Here is a 16,315-nt window from a genome sequence, read left to right on the forward strand (position 1 = left end):
CCCGTGCAAAACACTCTCTTCTACGGCGATAATCTGAAGCTTCTCCGCGACCAACGGCTGTTGCCGGATGAGTCCGTGGACCTGATCTACCTCGATCCGCCCTTCAGCAGCAATCAGGACTACAATGTGCTGTTCAAGGAGCAGAGCGGCACACGCGCGGCGGCACAGATTATGGCTTTCGAGGATACGTGGAAGTGGGATACCACCGCCGAATCGGCCTACGAAGAGACCGTGACTCGCGGCGGCCATGTCGGCCGGGCGCTGGAGGCCTTCGAGCGCTTGCTGGGCCGCAGCGACATGCTCGCCTACCTGGCCATGATGGCTCCGCGGCTGGTCGAACTCAAGCGCCTTTTGAAATCCACGGGTTCTATCTATCTGCACTGCGATCCGACCGCCAGCCATTACCTGAAACTCCTGATGGACGCGATCTTTCGTCCCGAGAATTTTCGCAACGAGATCACCTGGAAGCGCACCGGTGCGCACAATGATCCGAAGAAATACGGCGCCAACGTCGATATCATTCTGTTCTACACCAGGTCCGACAAGTGGAAATGGAATCAGATCTACACTCCTCACGATCAAGAGTATCTATCCCGGTTTCGCCATGCGGATCCCGATGGCAGAAAGTGGGCGGACTATGACCTGTCCGCAAAAGGTCTGACCGGCGGCGGCTACGAATACGAGTACAAAGGCGTCACTTCGCTCTGGCGCTGCCCGCTCGCCACGATGAAGAAATTGGACAAAGCCCGCAAGCTGCACTTCACGCGCAATGGCGGCATCCGGCTCAAGCGTTATCTCGACGAGAACAAGGGAACGGTGCTGCAGTGTCTATGGGACGACATTCCGCCGATCAATTCTCAAGCCGCGGAACGGCTTGGCTATCCCACGCAAAAGCCGGAGGCGCTGCTTGAACGGATCATTCAAGTGAGCTCGAATGACAAGGACGTCGTCCTCGATCCGTTCTGCGGCTGCGGCACTGCCATCGCGGTCGCCCAGCGACATGGCCGCAAGTGGATCGGCATCGACGTCACGCATCTCGCCATCAAACTCATTAAGCAGCGGCTCAAGGATTCCTTCGGCGCGAAAGCCAAGTATGCCGTCGTCGGCGAACCGGTGGACCTGGCCAGCGCGCGCACGCTGGCTGCCGATGACAAATATGAGTTCCAGTGGTGGGCGCTGAGCCTGGTCGATGCGGCGCCCGAGCGCGACGAGCGTAAGAAGGGCGCGGATCGCGGCATTGACGGCGTGCGTACCTTTTTTGACGGCAAGTCGCGTAAGCCGCAGCACATCATGATTTCCGTCAAAGGCGGCGGTGTCTCGGTGAAGGACGTTCGCGATCTCGGACACGTGGTCGAACGCGAGAAGGCCGCAATGGGGGTTCTGATCACGCTTGAGAACCCGACGGCGGCAATGCTCAAAGAGGCGGTCACAGCGGGCTTCTACCACTCCGACTATCAGGACACGAAGCATCGCAGGTTGCAGGTGATGACGATTGAGGACCTGCTCGCCGGGACGGAGTTGGATTTGCCCGTGCTGGCTCGCATGCGCTCCGCCGATGCGACCTATGCAAAAGCTCCGAAGGCCAAACCGCCGGAAGAGGAAAACGGCTCGCTCGACTTGGAGTAGCGTCCGCTACTCGACGGACAGGGATTAACGGCGTTCTGAGCAGAGGATCGCATGCGTGTTGCGGTTGTCGGAGCCACGGGAAATTTCGGCCGGCCCGTGGCTTTTCGTTTACTGGAGGCCGGGCATAAAGTCCGTGTGCTCACGCGCAGCGCCGGGAACGCTCGCGCACGCTGCGGGGATCGCGTCGAGTATGCCGAACTTGATCTGCTGAGTTTGGATGACGCCATCGCGGCTCTGAGCAGTTGTCAAGCCGTTCACCTCAATCTGAATCTCGACCGGATCTCGTCGGCGGATGCCGCCGTCTGGTCCGGCTACCGGAATATTGTGGCCGCGGCGCGCGTGAATCACGTTGCCCGGATTTCCAGCATCGTTGGTGATCCGCCGCTGGATCCCGCGCGCGATTTCTTGTGCGATGCGGCGCTGTTCGGTGGCTCGAAGCTCATTGCCGACAGCGGCGTACCATTCACGCTCTTCTATCCGTCGTGGTTCATGGAGGGAATCCGCTGGTTCAGCGAGGACGGCCGGGCGCTTGTCCCCGGCCATCAGCGCCACAGGTACCACTGGCTCGCGGCTACGGACTATGCCGACCGCGTCGTCCGCGCACTGGAAATGCCCGACTGCGCGAACCGGCAGCTCTGGATCCACGGGCCCGCGGCGCTGTCGATTCCCGAAGCACTCTCCGTCTGGTGTTCGTCTCACTTGCCCGGCGTCGCGGTCGAGGAACTCCCCATCGCCCGGCTGCGCAACCGGAATCTGAACGACGTGTTCTATCAACGCTATCTGGACCTGATGGCCGCTATGGAAGTTACCGGCGAAATCGGCGATCCAACCGCCGCAAATGCGCTGTTTGGCCCGCCGCGAACAACACTGCGTGAGTTCATCGGCAGTCATGTCCACTGAGCGAATCACGACGCACTCCGTCGCGGAAACTCTGGTCTGGGCGGAAGGCTTCGCGAAGACCCTACAGCCCGGCGCGGTGCTCGCGCTCACCGGCGAGTTGGGCGCAGGTAAGACCGTGGTCGCCAAGGGCATCGGCCGCGGTCTCGGCGTGACCGCGGAGATCATCAGTCCGACCTTCAACTACATTCTGGAATACACGGGGCGGCTGCCGTTCATCCACGGCGACATGTATCGCCTGGCCGGTGCCGCAACTTTTGTGGGCATGGGATTCGCGGAATATCTTGACCGCGGTGGAGTCGTCGTGCTGGAATGGGCCGAGCGTGTGCGCGAGGTTCTGCCGCCCAACACGATCTGGCTCACGCTGGTCCGCGTGACGGAGCAGGAGCGCCTGATTACCGTGCATCGCCCATCCTTATGAAGCGCTTGCTTTGCTTTGATATTTCCGCGGATGACGGCGTGGTCGGAATCAGCGACGCCGGCGCTGTCCTGGTCGAGCGGAGAGTGCCCAAGCGCGATCTCTTTGCGTCGACGGTGGAAGCGTTGCTTCGCGAATTGGATCTTCGCGCGCGCGACTTCACGGGCATCGCCCTGGGCAACGGCCCGGGATCGTTTACGGGTCTGCGCGTCGGTCTGGCATTTGCCAAGGGCTTTGCCTACGCCGCCGGCTTACCGGTCTGGCCGGTATCCTCGCTGCAAGTGATCGCTTATGCGTCGCTCGGAGCGGCCAATCGGATTGCGGTGATTTCGCCTGCGCGTCGCGGGCGGCATCATTTCGCCGTGTATGCCGGCAGCGACCTCGCGGTCCTTGAAGGGCATTGTGTTATTGGTGAAGACGACCTCCCCGCGATGCTCGGCGCCTCCACGCTGTTGGTCGGTCCCGGCGTGCTCAAGCTGCCTCCGACTTTCCGCGAACAACTGGACGATCACATCCCGAGTGTTGCCTCTGCCCATCAGGCAACCGTCGCGTCGATCGCGTTGCTTGCGCAGAGTCGCTGGGAGCAGTCTGTGAATCCCGATGTGTACGCGCTGGTCCCGGACTACGGGCTGGACTTCGGCGCATAGCGCTCAGAAGAAAGGGCCACGAAATTCGTGGCCCTTCGGCGCTCCGGCTATGACGTCGGGTCTCGGCGTCGCTGTTAACCGCTATGCAGAGCGGCGGACGCTCAGATCATGCTTTCTTGACGCTGCAAGTCTTGAAACCGAACGGAGCATAGAGCGGGCACCAGCCAATGAACGCGGTGGCGAGGGGCGCCAGCCCCACAAGTCCCCACCAGCTGTGGTTAAGGTAGCCGACAAGCAGGATGACCGCGCCCGCCACGATGCGGACGGTACGGTCAACGCTTCCTATGTTCTTCTGCATCCGAGGGTACTCCGTGTCATGAAGTCTGATCTGGGCGACTTATGTGCCGCCACTATATGTGAAATGGCGCAGCTCGCCCTTTAGTTCCGCCGCGCTCGGCTGGGCACTGCGCACTCCGCTGAGCCTGACGAGAAGAGGCATGCTCACCGCATGTCTTACAATCCGATAGTTCAATCTTTTGAATAGTTTAAGGGGGTTGCGGTAAACCGATGAACGCACTGCGGCTGGGGACCAGCGGTTGGTCTTACAAGGACTGGCGGGGAAACTTCTACCCGGAGAGGGCGGCCTCCACGCGCTGGCTGGAACTCTATTGTCGCGAGTTCAATAGCGTCGAGGTGGACAGCACCTTCTACGGCACGCCGCCGCTCTCCCGCGTGCAACGTTGGGCCGAAATCGCTCCGCCCGGCTTTGAATTCGCGCTCAAGGTTCCGCAGGAAATCACGCACACCAAGTCGCTGCGCAATTGCGAATCTGAAATCACCGGGTTCCTGAAAACCGTCGCAGCGCTCGGCGATCATCTCGGACCGGTGTTGTTCCAGTTTCCTTACGGCTTCACACCCGAGCGGCTCGGCGATTTGCTCGCGTTTCTTGACCACTTGCCGCGCAGCGAATTCCGCTTCGTAGTCGAGATCAGGAACCGCCGCTGGCTGAAGAGCGGATTACCGGCGGAGTTGGCCGCGCGTCGGCTGCCGCTGTGCTGGGTCGATCATCCGTGGATGCCGCGCGATACGCAAGTAACCGGTGAGCTTGTGTACCTCCGGTTCCTGGGCGATCATGAGAAGATCACCGAGTACAGCAAACGGCAGGAAGACCGCACGCCGGATTTGCAGTGGTGGGCGGAACAGACAGTGGACTGGATTCGCCGTGACTTTCCGGTCTTCGGCTATTTCAACAATCACTTCTCGGGACACGCACCCACAGATGCGCGGGCGTTCGCGGAGCTCCTGAAGGGCATGCTCTGACCGCACCTACTCGGCGGCGACGGTGATCTCTTCCAATTTCTTGTCGTGCAACCTGACCACGCGGTCCATCGCGCGGGCGAACTCGATGTTGTGCGTAGCGACGATCAGTGTCGTCTTTTCATCGCGTGCCAATCGTTCGAGGATCTTTTGCAAGTTGAGGGCTGCCTCCCCGTCGAGGTTCCCTGTCGGTTCATCACAGATCAGAATCCGCGGCGTATTGATTAGTGCCCGCGCCAGCGCCACCCGCTGACATTCTCCGCCGGACAGCTCGCCCGGTCGGTGATCCAGCCGATGCGACAGCCCGACCTCCCCAAGCAACTGCCTGGCTCGTCGCAACGCGGATTCGGTCTCGCCTTCGCCCTTCAGTCGCGCCGGCATCAAGACGTTTTCCAGCGCGGAGAATTCCGGCAGCAGGTGATGAAATTGGAACACAAAACCCACGCGATCACGGCGCAGAATTGCCAGTTCATCGCTGGACAGCCGATTAACTTCCTTGCCATCCACAATTACATCGCCGGATGTCGGTCGATCGAGCGCTCCGAGAATATGCAGCAGTGTGCTCTTGCCGACTCCCGACGGCCCGACCACGGCGATTTGTTGTCCCTGCTCGGCCGCGAAGTCGATTTCGTGAAGCACGGGCACTTCCACCGGACCGAGGTAGTAGGACTTGGAGAGCTTGTGAGTTTGGATAATGGACATGCGCGATGCAGATGAAAGCGACAATTTAGAGGGTCAGATAAAAATGTTTTTTGACCAAACAAACTGGTTTAAGCCTGTCCGGATATGGAATTGCGCTGTTTTTGAAGTGGCGGGATACAGGACGGATTGATCAGCGGACTGAAAGCTGTAAGGGTCGGTAGTATTGATATAGCAGACTGACATGGCGGCAATATACGAAATTTGTAATTTAAAGTCAAGAGAAATGTTGTTTAAATTTGTAAGTTGCTGTACATTTGAATTATGACGAGGTTTCCTTGGGGGTCATTTCCGATTCCGGCCGGGTTGCGCGGACTTAACCCGGCTCGGCGGGGCTGATAATCTCTCCCCCGATTGGGGCACTTGGAGACAAGTGCCGCCAAGAGGGAGCCTTCCGATTGATTGCCTTGGCGGCACATGTCTGCATGTGCCCCTTCTGAAAAAATGTGAGGTCGATCCAACGATTTCGGGCGCGCAATCTCTCCCCCGATTGGGGCACTTGGAGACAAGTGCCGCCAAGAAAGAGCGTTCCGAATGATTGCCTTGGCGGCACATGTCTGCATGTGCCCCTTCTGAAAAAATGTGAGGTCGATCCAACGATTTCGGGCGCGCAATCTCTCTCCCGATTGGGGCACTTGAAGACAAGTGGCGCCAAGAGAAATACCGATTCCGGCCGGGTTGCGCGGACTTAACCCGGCTCGGCGGGGATGATTGCCTTGGCGGCACATGTCTGCATGTGCCCCTTCTGAAAAGATGTGAGGTCGATCCAACGATTTCGCGCGCGCAATCTCTCCCCCGAATGGGGCACTTGGAGACAAGTGCCGCCAAGAAGAAGCCTTCCGAATGGGGGCACTTGGAGACAAGTGCCGCCGCCGCCAAGAGCGATTCCGAATCCGGCCGGGTGCGCGGCAGCCTGTCATCACGGAGCACGGAGGACGGTTTAGAAATGCCACACGTTCCGTTTGAGGTGCGTGTTGATGAAGTCGCGCTCTTCACGGGTGAACGATTTGTTCAGCAGGCTCAAGCCGAGAAACAGTCCGCCGTAAACGAAGACGCTCGCCGCGATTCCCGCGACTCCGTGAAAGTAGTCAAGCAACGGCCAGCACAACAGCCCGGCGACGATGCCATTGATTACCTGCTTCGCCAAGCCCCACAGGTCGGTTCGCGTGCGCAGTTTAGTCGTGATCCAATAGTAAAGCGTGACGTTCTGCGCGGTGAGCGCGACGCCCGCGATCCAGGCCATCGCAATCGCTCCACCCGTCGGCACTAACCACAAGCCGGCGAGAATCTTGCCGATTCCCCAAACCTTGCTGAAGATGAGCAGATCGATGCGCTCCGCATTCTGCACGAGAATCGCGAGCGGCGTACGCAGCGTAGTCATGGGGAAGAACAACGCGCTGATCCAGATGATCGGCGCGGCGTCGCCATAGCGCGCATCGAACAAGTCCACGATCACGGGTCGGGCCATCAGTCCGAGCCAGACCGCGGTGGGAATCGTCGCGAACGCGGCGGTCTTCATCAGCAGGTTGTAGCCGAATTCCGCGCGCGCTTTTTGCTGACCGTATTCACTGTAGAACAGCGGATCGATCACCGAGTCCAACAGTTTGTTCGGCAGCACGCCGCGCACGATATTGAGGATCCGATTCGCGAGTCCGTAATATCCTGCCGCGATGCCGCCCAGCATTCCCGAGACCAGAAACAAGTTCGTCGCCTCGCCGAGCACGGTCACGCCGACTTCATTGACATAGGTCATCCCGGCATAGCGGCGGAAGCGCCGCCAGGGGACCTCCTCGTCGGAAGCGGCGGCGGATTGAAAGAGTGGCCGGACTTTTTGCCAATGCGCGGCGAGATAGAGCAGCAGGCACGCGATCATGAGCAGCGTTTCGGCGATCACGACGGAATCCAACGACCGCGCCCACTGCCAGACATAGAAGATCGCCGCCAATCGCAGCGCATTGTAAATCGTAATGACAAAGAAGATCGTGCGCTGTTGAAACAGGCTCGCGAGTAGAATGCGGTAGTTTTCCGAGATCAGGAACGCCAATCCACCCACCGCGAAGATTCGCAGTTGCGGCTCCGCTCCCGGTTGTTTCAGGAGCTCCGTCAGCGGCGTGGCGAACACGTACACCAGACCCAGCGCCAGAATTCCGGTGATGATCGTGATCTGATTGGCCCGCCGGTGCAGCGCTTCAATGATCCGGTAGTTCGCACGCGCATAATATTCCGGCAGGAAGCGAAACAGGACATTGGGAATCCCCCAGCGCAGCAGAATCGCCAAGCCGTCGCCCACCAGAATTCCGGTGAAGAGCAGGGAGTACAAGCCGAACTCTTCCACCGACATGCAGTCGAGCAGCAATCGCGTCGTGACGTACGAAAAGGCCGCGGAGACGGCCTTCGTCAGTACCGAGAACAGCACATTTTGCAGCACACGGCGGCGCGGCCGCGGCGGGTTGGTGGCCGGATCAGCCGTCATCGGTTTGAGGCCGTCTCTTGCATGTTTGCCGCCGCGACGTTATATTCCGTTGCGCTCATTCAGCCATAGTTGCAGCATCATCGCCGTGTAATGTTCGGGCAGCCGGACGTCCTTGCGATAGAATCGTCCGTCGCCGCGCAGATCGTGGAACTCGCTCCAGTCGGAGATCCAGCGTTTCCAGGGAATCGAGAACCCCTGCTTGCGCTTCTGCAGTATGGCCGGCGGCAGCACTTCCGCCAGCGATTTCTTGAATAGATCCTTCAGCGTCCGTCCGTCGCTGCGAATGTTGTCCGGCCAGGAGAACACCTCTTCGACCAGTTTGTGATCCAGCAGGGGCACGCGCGCTTCGAGCGAGACCGACATCGACGCGCGATCCACCTTGACCAAGATGTCGTCGGCGAGGTAGGTCTTCAAGTCAAGATATTGCAGCCGCGTCGCCAGCGGCAGCTCGCTCCGCCAGTGCTTGCGATAGGACCAGTACGGATCGGTTCCGCGCACGGCGTCGATCACGTCTGGACTGAGCAGCTTGCCGAGATCGTGCGGCAGGAAGCCGTCCTGTAGGACGGTCCACAGGTCGAACTCGTCGAGACAGTAGCGCAACAGGCGATAGCGCCCGCGCGCGAGCAGCGGCATTGCGGCCCTGATCATACGTCCGCCGGCGCTCCGCAGCGGCAGCCGGCGCGCATTGAAATCGGCGTATTCCAGATAGCGCGTGTAGCCCCAGAACAGTTCGTCACCGCCGTCGCCGGAGAGGGCCACGGTGACGTGTTCCCGGGCCATGGCGCAGACGACGGCCGTCGGGAAGATCGATGAATCTCCGTGCGGCTCGCCGTACAGCAGCATGAGCTTGTGCGTGTCGCCGCGCGCGGCATTCAGCTTGTAGATGCGGGAGATGTGATGGCTGCCGACGAGCTTGGCGACGGCGTTGGCGTAATCCAGCTCGTTGTTTTCGGCCTCGGCGAATCCGATGGAAAACGTATGCAGCGGTCCGGTGTGGTTCTGCTGCGCGTGCCAGGTGACACAGCTGGAATCGAGTCCACCGGAGAGCAGCGAGCCGACCGGCACGTCGGACACGAGCCGCAATTTCACCGCCTCGTCGATGCGCTCGCTGAGTCGCTGAACGGCGGTTTGCTCATCGATGACGTGCTCGCCGAACACCGGGACGTCCCAATAGCGGCGGATCGTGACCTTGCCGTCTTCATACAGCAACCAGTGTCCGGCCTCTAATTTGCGGAGATGCTTGAAGGCCGTCTTGGGAGCGGGAATATAGAGGTACACCAGGCAGTCATAGAGCGCCGTCAGGTCCAGTTCGCAGTCGAAGCCGCCGCTCGCGCTGAATTGCTGCGGTTCCGAGGCGAAGGCGAACGTCGCATCGCGGTGGTAGTACAGCAGCGGTTTGATTCCCAACCGGTCGCGCACTAACCACACCCGTCGTCGCGTGCGATCGTAGAGCGCCCAGGCAAACATGCCGCGGAACTGCTCGATACAGTCGAGCCCCCACTCCTGATAGGCGTGGAGAATGACTTCGGTATCGGAGTGCGTGCGAAACCGGTGTCCTTTGCTTTCCAGTACGGATCGCACATCGGCGAAGTTAAAGATCTCGCCGTTGTACGTGATGACCAGCGACCCGTCATCGCTCTGAAACGGCATATTGCTGCGCGGATCGAGGTCGATGATGGCCAGCCGGCGATTGCCGAATCCGACCGTGCGGTCCTCGTTGATCCATGTGCCGCCGGCATCCGGACCGCGATGAACCATGATCTGGGTCATGCGCGCGAGTAAATCGGGATTGACCTTGTTGACCGGATCAATAATGCCGCAGATTCCGCACATAGGAAGTTGTTACTTCAGATCCTCTAATTGACGGGAGTTGATAAGCCGGAACTTGTCGCGCATCGTCTTCATCCTGCAGTATCATCACAGCCGCGCCACCGGTGGCGCGGAGCAGCAGGCCTGGCTGCTCGCCACCGAGTTGCGCCGTCGCGGCTGGGAGTCGCACTACGTGTTTTCGGACGGCAAGCATTCGCGCGCGGAACTCGCCGGCGTGACGCTGCACGGTCTGCCGGACGAACTCAGCGCCTGGCACGGAACCGACTGCGCGCTACACAGATTACTCTCCGAGCTCAGGCCGGACGTGACGTACACTCGCGCGTTCGACGTCTATGCCGCGTGCGGAAATCTGGCGGCGCCGGACCGTGCGTTGTCGATTTGGGCCGCGGCCTCCCGCTACGACAGTCAGGCCTGGCCCTATCTCGCCTTCGGCTGGAAGTACCAATCGCTGTGGCACTTTCTCAAGCGCTCCCCGCGTCACGTTTACTACAATCACCTTTCGCGGCGGGGGCGTGCCCGCGCGGATCTCGTACTGGCGCAGACGGCGGACCAGCAGCAGGACTTCGCCAAATTGGGAATTCGCGCCGAAATCCTGCGCAACAGCCACTCCCCGATTCCCGAATCGTCGGTTCAACGCCACGAAGGCAAGCCGCTGATCCTGTGGGCCGATTCTGTCAAGCGGTTGAAACGTCCGTGGGCGTTTCTGGACCTTGCCCGTCGCTGCCGCGACGTGGATGCCGACTTCCTGATGATCGGCCGGCTGCACGATGACATCGATTCGTCACGCGTGCACCGTACCGCCCGGGAATGTCCCAACTTCACGTTCGGGGATTTCGTTCCGTTGGAGCAGGTCAACGCGGTGTTCCAACGCGCGCACTTGCACGTTAAGACCAGTCTGCCGTTCGAGGGCTTTCCGAATACCTTTATTCAGAGCTGGCTGCACGGGGTTCCGGTCGTCTCGTGGGAGGCCGACCCCGACTCGCTGATCGAGCGCAACCAGTTGGGCATTCGCGTGTCCCGCCTCGACGAACTGGAGCACGCGGTGCGTGCGCTGTGCTCGAACGCGGATCGGCGCCGGCAACTCGGCGCGAATGCGCGGGCATTTGCGGTCAACGAGTTCGACCTCATGCACAATGTTGACCGGCTCGAGACCTTGATCGCCGCCGCGAAGTCCCGCAAGCCATAGTCTGGTCAAGTTATCCGCCGTCATTCGTGGCGAAGCGAATCGACAACAACAGGGCACCCCGCGGGGTGCCCGTTTTCATTCCACGCTCCACTGCGAATTCCGTTCATCAGCGCGCGGGCGGACGTTTTTCGAGCTGGAGCTTGCGGATCTCGACGACCGGACACGAGCTGCAGGCCTGCGCCTTGCCCGTTGACCAATCGCGTTCGGCGTGGCGGCGCGAGCGGACGACCCGGTAGCACAAATAGCTCATTGCTCCCGCGATCGCCAGACCAACCAGCAAGATGTCCATGGCGCCGCTCATCACCCCAACCCCATCAGCTTGCCGCCCTGATATACGGCGAATGTGACGAGCCAAGCCAGCCCCGACATATAGATCACCATGAAGATCGGCCAGCGCCAGCTGGCCGTTTCCCGCCGCACGATCGCCACGGTGGACATGCACTGGCAGGCGAGCACGTAGAACACCATCAGCGCGACACCCACGAGCGGCGTAAATACGCGTCGTCCGGTCGCGGGATAGACTTCTGACTGCAATTTCTCGCGCAAACTCGGCGAATTCTCATCTGCATCGGTGATCCCGTGCACCACGGCCATCGAGCTGACGAAGAGTTCACGCGCCGCGAAACTCGCGATAATTCCGATTCCGATTTTCCAGTCAAACCCCAGCGGTTCGATGACAGGCTCGATCAATTTTCCACATTGGCCGCCGATGCTGTGCTCGCTGAGCAGCGCCGCTTCGGTTCCGTCAATCGCGGCCATTTGCGCGGTGCGCGTTAGCTCGTCGATTGCAGGATTCCCGTTGACGGCGGCGCGTTGGGAATCAAAGACCGCGCGGTCGGTCTTGACCGCGGGCACGTTCATCACCGCCCACAGAATGACCGTCGCCGCCAGGATCACGGTACCCGCGCGAACCACAAACAGCTTGGCGCGGTCGAGCAAATTCAGCCCCAGCGTCCTGAACGACGGCAGCTTGTAGGTTGGCAATTCGAGAAACAGCGGCGGCGGCGGACTTTTCAGAATGGTCTTCTTGAAGATCGCGGCCATGTTGATCGCGGCGAAGATCGACAGCGTGTACATGGCCATGAGCACGAGTCCGCCGACGGTGAAGATGCCGAGCACGGATTGTCCGGCCACGAAGACCGTGCCGATCACGAGCGCGTACACCGGCAGGCGCGCGCTGCACGACATCAGCGGCGCGACCAGGATCGTGACGATTCGATCCTTGCGACTTGCGATGGTGCGGGTCGCCATAATCCCCGGGATCGCACAGGCGAAACTCGAGAGCAGCGGCAGGAACGCGCGACCGTCCAATCCGACTTTCGCCATCAGGCGGTCCATGAGGAACGCGGCGCGCGCCATGTAGCCGACATCTTCGAGCAGACCGATAAACAGGAACAGAATCAGGATTTGCGGCAGGAAGACGAGGATGTTGCCGACGCCCGCAATCATCCCGTCCATGATCAGCGCCTTAAACAACCCGGCGGGGAGCAGCGCGTCGGCTCCGCGCGCGAACATACCGACTCCGGCTTCAATCAGGTCTTGCGCGGGAGCCGCCCAGGAAAAGATGGATTGAAAGACGATGGCCATCAGGCCGAGAAACGTCAGCGGACCCAGAACGCGATGGAGCAATACTCTGTCGAGCCGGTCGGTCAGTCGATGCGGCAGGTCCTGATCGACGCACGCCGCGGCGAACATCAGGTCTTTCAGATAGCGATAGCGCGCGCTGGTTTCCACCGCGCGCAATTGCTTGGTGGAGACGTGCAATTCGCTCAGGACGCGCCGAGTCAGTGCCGCCTGGGCGGGTGAAATTCGCACGGCATCGTCGCCTTCGATGGTGGAAATCAAGAGCCACAATGCGTGCGCGCGCGCCGTGGTCTCGTCGGCGAAGCCGCTGTCCACCAAGCCCGCGGCCAGGGTCATCACGGGTTTTTCCAGCGCCGACGGCAGGCAATCGATAAAGCGCGGGACACCGCAACCGCAGTCTTCGCAGTTGCAAAGTTCCAGCGACTCGATCAGCTCGGCCATGCCCTCGCCCTTGCGGGCCACCAGCGGCACGACCGGGCAACCCAGCGCGGTCGAAAGTTTTTCGGCCGAAACCTCCATGCCGCGTTCGCGCGCGACATCCATCATGTTCAGCCCAACGATAAGCGGAATCCCCAGGTCGCGCAGTTGTGTGGCGAGAAAGAGATTCCGCTGTAGATTTGAAGCATCGACGACGACCACGACGAGATCGGGTCGCGCTTCACCCGGCAGTTCACCGAGCAGCACATCGTGCGCGACTTGTTCTTCGGGTGATCGCGCGGCCAGGCTGTAGCAGCCCGGCGTATCGACCACGTCCACGATCTCGCCGGCCGGCAGGCGCAGTTGTCCGATCTTGCGTTCGACGGTGACGCCGGGGTAGTTGCCCACCTTCTGGCGAGTGCCAGTCAGGGCATTGAAGACAGTCGTCTTCCCCGCGTTCGGATTCCCGGCGATGGCAATCACGCGCCGTTTGGGAGAGCTGAACGTGGTGGATATTTGAACCGGCACTGCCAAACGATCCTGCCTTAGTCGCGCGTTAGGTTGACCGGACCGGCCGGATGATCCATGTGAAAAACGGAGGCGATATCGGGGCGATCATCGGTTCTGCAGTAGCGCAGGTCGAGCACGCTCAGCGTCCCGAGATAGTGTCCGCCGCAATCCTTCGCCATTTGCATCACGGAGTCAATGGTTCCGCCAGTCGCGACGACATCATCGACGACAAAGAAGCGCTTGCCGGTCACAAACCGCGACTGAAAGGTGAGCACGTCCGCGCCGTACTCCGTTTTCTGGTCGCCTCGCATATCGCTGTTCGGCAGCTTCCCGGCTTTGCGCACCATCACCAGCCCCTGCTTCAGATTGAGCGCGAGCGGCGAGGCAAACAGGAAGCCGCGCGCATCGATGGCCAGGATCGTGTCGGCCTCGGCGAACGGTTTGCGGGACGCTTTGTGGGTCAGTGCCGAGATCGTCGCGTGAAAATGAGGCTGCGACATCAAGAGCGGCGAAATATCACGAAACATGATCCCCGGCACGGGAAAATCGGGGACGGGTTCGAACCGCTTGCTGGCTTCTTCAAGCAGCGAAGTCGTGGTCGGGGCGGACAGCGTGGTCACGGTAATTTGGGCTTCGCGGCCTGATCGGGCAGCGGTTCAACTTGCACAAGCTCGGCATCCTCCCTGCGCACGGCAAGGGTGCAGCCGGGCAAACGGACACTGAAAGGACTATTGAACGGGGCGGATCGTTCCATCACGACGCTGGCCCCGGGGATGAGGCCCATCTCCATCAGCCGCAACAGACTATCGGAGGACTCGTCCACGGAGAGAATCCGGCAGCGTGCTCCGAACGGCATTTCATCGAGCGTCATGGTGTCGTAATATCTGTATAATCAGCATCTTGAGAGCGTTTTCGGATGTGACCGATTCTACACAATTGCTCCCGCAGGCACAATCCAGAATATGCGAAAAAAGTCACGAATAGTCAAGGCTGGCCGGTGTCGTTTTCGGTTCGTAAAGCTCAGGAATGTTTGAGATTTGCTCCAAAAATTGCGATATTACGAGTGGGGAGAAAATCCCAAATCTCAAAGTCCAGATCCCAAACCGGCCCCGGGGTGGCTGTTTGGGCTGGCTCGCAGACTTTTGCCACTCAATTCGGGGGAATTGATCATGAGTACGACGGGAAAGCGGTTATTGTTCGCGGCGCTGTTGATCGCGTTGGTGGGGGCGGCGGACGCGCTGAACTATCAGTGGCTGACGGATGAGGAGTTGACGGTCTGGGGTGACCGTATTAAGTTCTGGCATGGCGACACGCTTGAGGGCGATGTTCGTTCGAACAGCCAGATCGCCATCATGCAGGACCCGGTGTTCTACGGTCGGGTTATCACGACCGCGTCGGACTTCTGGCATGGAACGGGATACGATCCCCAGTTTCTCGGGCCGCCGCCGGAGTTCAATGCGCCCGGGATTTATGTCGGGGGAAGCCCTGGACACCTCAGGCAATGCAGCGCCGGTCAAGGAAGATTCTTCTCGTTCGGCCCGGAGTGGATCTGCCGACTCCTGTTGGATTCGAATCTGGTCCACGTCTATCGGTGGCCTGCCGGGACTCCCTTCGACAGCACCGATCATTTTGTGATCCCGCTGCTGAACGGGGATTACGGTCTCTGTTGTTTCTTTGACTGTCCCATCGAGATTGCAGGTCGCGTGGCCGGCAGACTCACCATCGGTACGTCTCACTCCGCCGGCATCCTCGATAATATCCTGTATGTTGACTCGGACCCGCTGACGGGCGTCACACCTCAATATAGTCCGAACTATTTCGCGTTGGCGGCCGAGGGGAGCATCGTCGTGCTCAACACGCCGGAGAACGGACGCGAGAATTCCGGCGGATTAGGTGATGCCCAGACCGACCCGAACCTGACCGATGTCGTGCTGTGCGGCGCCTACTACGCGCTTGGCGGCAGCATCACGTTTCAGAATCAGAACGATGCCGACAGCGGTTACGTCTGCGCGTGCCAACCCGATGACCGCGGCGACTTGCTTACCTTTGGCGGATTCGTTCAGAGTCGTCGCGGCTACTTGCACCGCTCCACCAGGACAAGCACAGGATATCATCTGCGACTGCGCTGGGACCATCGCCTTCGATATTGGAGCGACTTTGTGTGGGCAGCCGAGCCGCTTCCCGATCGCACGGACACCCTCGACTACGGGCCGGTCGTTGTCGGTTCCACCGCCTGGGACACGGCGTACGTGTACGTCGCGGATCAGTACGCGTTTGGTGGTGCGACAGCGACCTATCCGTGGTACTCTCCCGGCGGATCACCCGCCTACGGTGACAGCTTCGCTGTCCCCTGCCGCTTTACTCCGCCCCATACCGGAGACTTCCGCGGCATCTTGAGCATCTACATCGCCGGGCAGACATTTCCAGTGAGGTTGCTGGGCGAGGGCACGCTTGATGTTGCCGATCATCCCGCTCTGCCGCACGACATCACGCTTTCGGCCTACCCGAATCCGTTCAATTCGGTGACGACTCTAAGCTATGTCTTGCCGGCGGGACAGGGAGGGCAATTGCTGATCTCCGACATCACCGGCCGAGCGGTCGCCGAGTTTGTGTTGGCTCCTTCCACCGGCATTCGTTCTCTGACATACGATGCGGCGGATCAGGCAACAGGCATCTACTTTGCCCAGTTGCTCGCGAATTCGGAGATACGCATCCAGAAGCTTTTGGTCTTGAAATAGCGATCCAACCCACTCAATTCGGGGGAATTGATC

Annotated in this window: 15 protein-coding genes; 7 read left to right on the top strand and 8 right to left on the bottom strand. The window is 60.3% G+C overall.

All coding sequences use genetic code 11. From position 1 onward, the window contains the following. Positions 1 to 3: 3 nt before the first annotated feature. Genes HZB60_10925 through tsaB form a run of 4 tightly spaced genes read left to right on the top strand, consistent with a single transcriptional unit; the run spans position 4 to position 3,588 of the window. Positions 4 to 1,626, top strand: coding sequence for a site-specific DNA-methyltransferase (locus HZB60_10925; protein MBI5060278.1), 1,623 nt, complete (start codon positions 4 to 6; stop codon positions 1,624 to 1,626). Between the two features lie 51 nt (positions 1,627 to 1,677). After that, positions 1,678 to 2,526 carry an NAD(P)H-binding protein gene (locus HZB60_10930; GenBank protein ID MBI5060279.1) on the top strand — a complete coding sequence of 283 codons (849 nt, stop codon included), beginning with the start codon at positions 1,678 to 1,680 and terminating at the stop codon, positions 2,524 to 2,526. Beyond that, the gene (gene tsaE / locus HZB60_10935) at positions 2,516 to 2,944 is read left to right on the top strand and encodes a tRNA (adenosine(37)-N6)-threonylcarbamoyltransferase complex ATPase subunit type 1 TsaE (protein MBI5060280.1); all 429 of its coding nucleotides are present in this window, start codon (positions 2,516 to 2,518) and stop codon (positions 2,942 to 2,944) included. Before HZB60_10930 ends, tsaE begins: the two co-directional genes overlap by 11 nt. Further along, the gene (tsaB, locus tag HZB60_10940) at positions 2,941 to 3,588 is read left to right on the top strand and encodes a tRNA (adenosine(37)-N6)-threonylcarbamoyltransferase complex dimerization subunit type 1 TsaB (protein ID MBI5060281.1); all 648 of its coding nucleotides are present in this window, start codon (positions 2,941 to 2,943) and stop codon (positions 3,586 to 3,588) included. Before tsaE ends, tsaB begins: the two co-directional genes overlap by 4 nt. A gap of 106 nt (positions 3,589 to 3,694) precedes the next feature. Here the strand turns inward: tsaB and HZB60_10945 are convergent, their stop codons facing one another. Beyond that, a complete protein-coding gene (locus tag HZB60_10945) occupies positions 3,695 to 3,886 on the bottom strand; it encodes a DUF2892 domain-containing protein (GenBank protein ID MBI5060282.1) in 192 nt (63 codons plus the stop codon). A 209-nt stretch (positions 3,887 to 4,095) separates the two neighbouring features. Between HZB60_10945 and HZB60_10950 the strand changes: the two genes are divergently transcribed. Beyond that, the gene (locus tag HZB60_10950; GenBank protein ID MBI5060283.1) at positions 4,096 to 4,848 is read left to right on the top strand and encodes a DUF72 domain-containing protein; all 753 of its coding nucleotides are present in this window, start codon (positions 4,096 to 4,098) and stop codon (positions 4,846 to 4,848) included. A gap of 6 nt (positions 4,849 to 4,854) precedes the next feature. Here the strand turns inward: HZB60_10950 and HZB60_10955 are convergent, their stop codons facing one another. The 3 genes from HZB60_10955 to asnB all read right to left on the bottom strand — a co-directional run bounded on the left by HZB60_10955 (position 4,855) and on the right by asnB (position 9,850). Continuing rightward, positions 4,855 to 5,547, bottom strand: a complete 693-nt coding sequence (locus HZB60_10955) for an ABC transporter ATP-binding protein (GenBank protein ID MBI5060284.1) — start codon at positions 5,545 to 5,547, stop codon at positions 4,855 to 4,857. A gap of 937 nt (positions 5,548 to 6,484) precedes the next feature. After that, on the bottom strand, positions 6,485 to 8,017 hold the full coding sequence (locus HZB60_10960) for a lipopolysaccharide biosynthesis protein (protein MBI5060285.1): 1,533 nt from the start codon (positions 8,015 to 8,017) through the stop codon (positions 6,485 to 6,487). Between the two features lie 39 nt (positions 8,018 to 8,056). Further along, positions 8,057 to 9,850, bottom strand: coding sequence for an asparagine synthase (glutamine-hydrolyzing) (asnB, locus tag HZB60_10965; protein ID MBI5060286.1), 1,794 nt, complete (start codon positions 9,848 to 9,850; stop codon positions 8,057 to 8,059). Between the two features lie 52 nt (positions 9,851 to 9,902). Here asnB and HZB60_10970 point away from each other — a divergent pair, with 52 nt between their 5' ends. Beyond that, positions 9,903 to 11,033, top strand: coding sequence for a glycosyltransferase family 4 protein (locus HZB60_10970; GenBank protein ID MBI5060287.1), 1,131 nt, complete (start codon positions 9,903 to 9,905; stop codon positions 11,031 to 11,033). 106 nt (positions 11,034 to 11,139) lie between these two features. Here HZB60_10970 and HZB60_10975 read toward each other — a convergent pair whose 3' ends face one another. From HZB60_10975 to HZB60_10990, 4 genes are read right to left on the bottom strand one after another with little or no spacing between them, the layout of a single operon-like run. Beyond that, positions 11,140 to 11,322 (bottom strand): hypothetical protein, encoded by a 183-nt coding sequence (locus HZB60_10975; protein ID MBI5060288.1) that lies wholly within the window; start codon positions 11,320 to 11,322, stop codon positions 11,140 to 11,142. Positions 11,323 to 11,333: 11 nt separating this feature from the next. Beyond that, positions 11,334 to 13,562 carry a ferrous iron transport protein B gene (feoB, locus tag HZB60_10980; GenBank protein ID MBI5060289.1) on the bottom strand — a complete coding sequence of 743 codons (2,229 nt, stop codon included), beginning with the start codon at positions 13,560 to 13,562 and terminating at the stop codon, positions 11,334 to 11,336. Between the two features lie 17 nt (positions 13,563 to 13,579). Further along, a complete protein-coding gene (locus tag HZB60_10985) occupies positions 13,580 to 14,164 on the bottom strand; it encodes an adenine phosphoribosyltransferase (GenBank protein ID MBI5060290.1) in 585 nt (194 codons plus the stop codon). Continuing rightward, complete coding sequence (locus HZB60_10990) at positions 14,161 to 14,415, bottom strand: ferrous iron transport protein A (GenBank protein MBI5060291.1); 255 nt, start codon at positions 14,413 to 14,415, stop codon at positions 14,161 to 14,163. The genes HZB60_10985 and HZB60_10990 overlap by 4 nt, the downstream gene beginning before the upstream one ends. A 298-nt stretch (positions 14,416 to 14,713) precedes the next feature. Here HZB60_10990 and HZB60_10995 point away from each other — a divergent pair, with 298 nt between their 5' ends. Continuing rightward, entirely contained in the window at positions 14,714 to 16,282 is a 1,569-nt protein-coding gene (locus HZB60_10995) for a T9SS type A sorting domain-containing protein (GenBank protein ID MBI5060292.1), read from the top strand. The last annotated feature ends 33 nt before the right edge of the window (positions 16,283 to 16,315 follow it).

The sequence above is a fragment of the candidate division KSB1 bacterium genome, assembly GCA_016214895.1.
GTDB lineage: Bacteria > Electryoneota > RPQS01 > RPQS01 > RPQS01 > JACRMR01.

Bases quoted from the DNA above. Each gene is read 5' to 3' on its own strand.
- HZB60_10930 (MBI5060279.1), top strand. From the start codon at position 1,678: ATGCGTGTTGCGGTTGTCGGAGCCACGGGAAATTTCGGCCGGCCCGTG.
- tsaE (MBI5060280.1), top strand. From the start codon at position 2,516: ATGTCCACTGAGCGAATCACGACGCACTCCGTCGCGGAAACTCTGGTC.
- tsaB (MBI5060281.1), top strand. From the start codon at position 2,941: ATGAAGCGCTTGCTTTGCTTTGATATTTCCGCGGATGACGGCGTGGTC.
- HZB60_10945 (MBI5060282.1), bottom strand. From the start codon at position 3,886: ATGCAGAAGAACATAGGAAGCGTTGACCGTACCGTCCGCATCGTGGCG.
- HZB60_10950 (MBI5060283.1), top strand. From the start codon at position 4,096: ATGAACGCACTGCGGCTGGGGACCAGCGGTTGGTCTTACAAGGACTGG.
- HZB60_10955 (MBI5060284.1), bottom strand. From the start codon at position 5,547: ATGTCCATTATCCAAACTCACAAGCTCTCCAAGTCCTACTACCTCGGT.
- HZB60_10960 (MBI5060285.1), bottom strand. From the start codon at position 8,017: ATGACGGCTGATCCGGCCACCAACCCGCCGCGGCCGCGCCGCCGTGTG.
- asnB (MBI5060286.1), bottom strand. From the start codon at position 9,850: ATGTGCGGAATCTGCGGCATTATTGATCCGGTCAACAAGGTCAATCCC.
- HZB60_10975 (MBI5060288.1), bottom strand. From the start codon at position 11,322: ATGGACATCTTGCTGGTTGGTCTGGCGATCGCGGGAGCAATGAGCTAT.
- HZB60_10990 (MBI5060291.1), bottom strand. From the start codon at position 14,415: ATGACGCTCGATGAAATGCCGTTCGGAGCACGCTGCCGGATTCTCTCC.
- HZB60_10995 (MBI5060292.1), top strand. From the start codon at position 14,714: ATGAGTACGACGGGAAAGCGGTTATTGTTCGCGGCGCTGTTGATCGCG.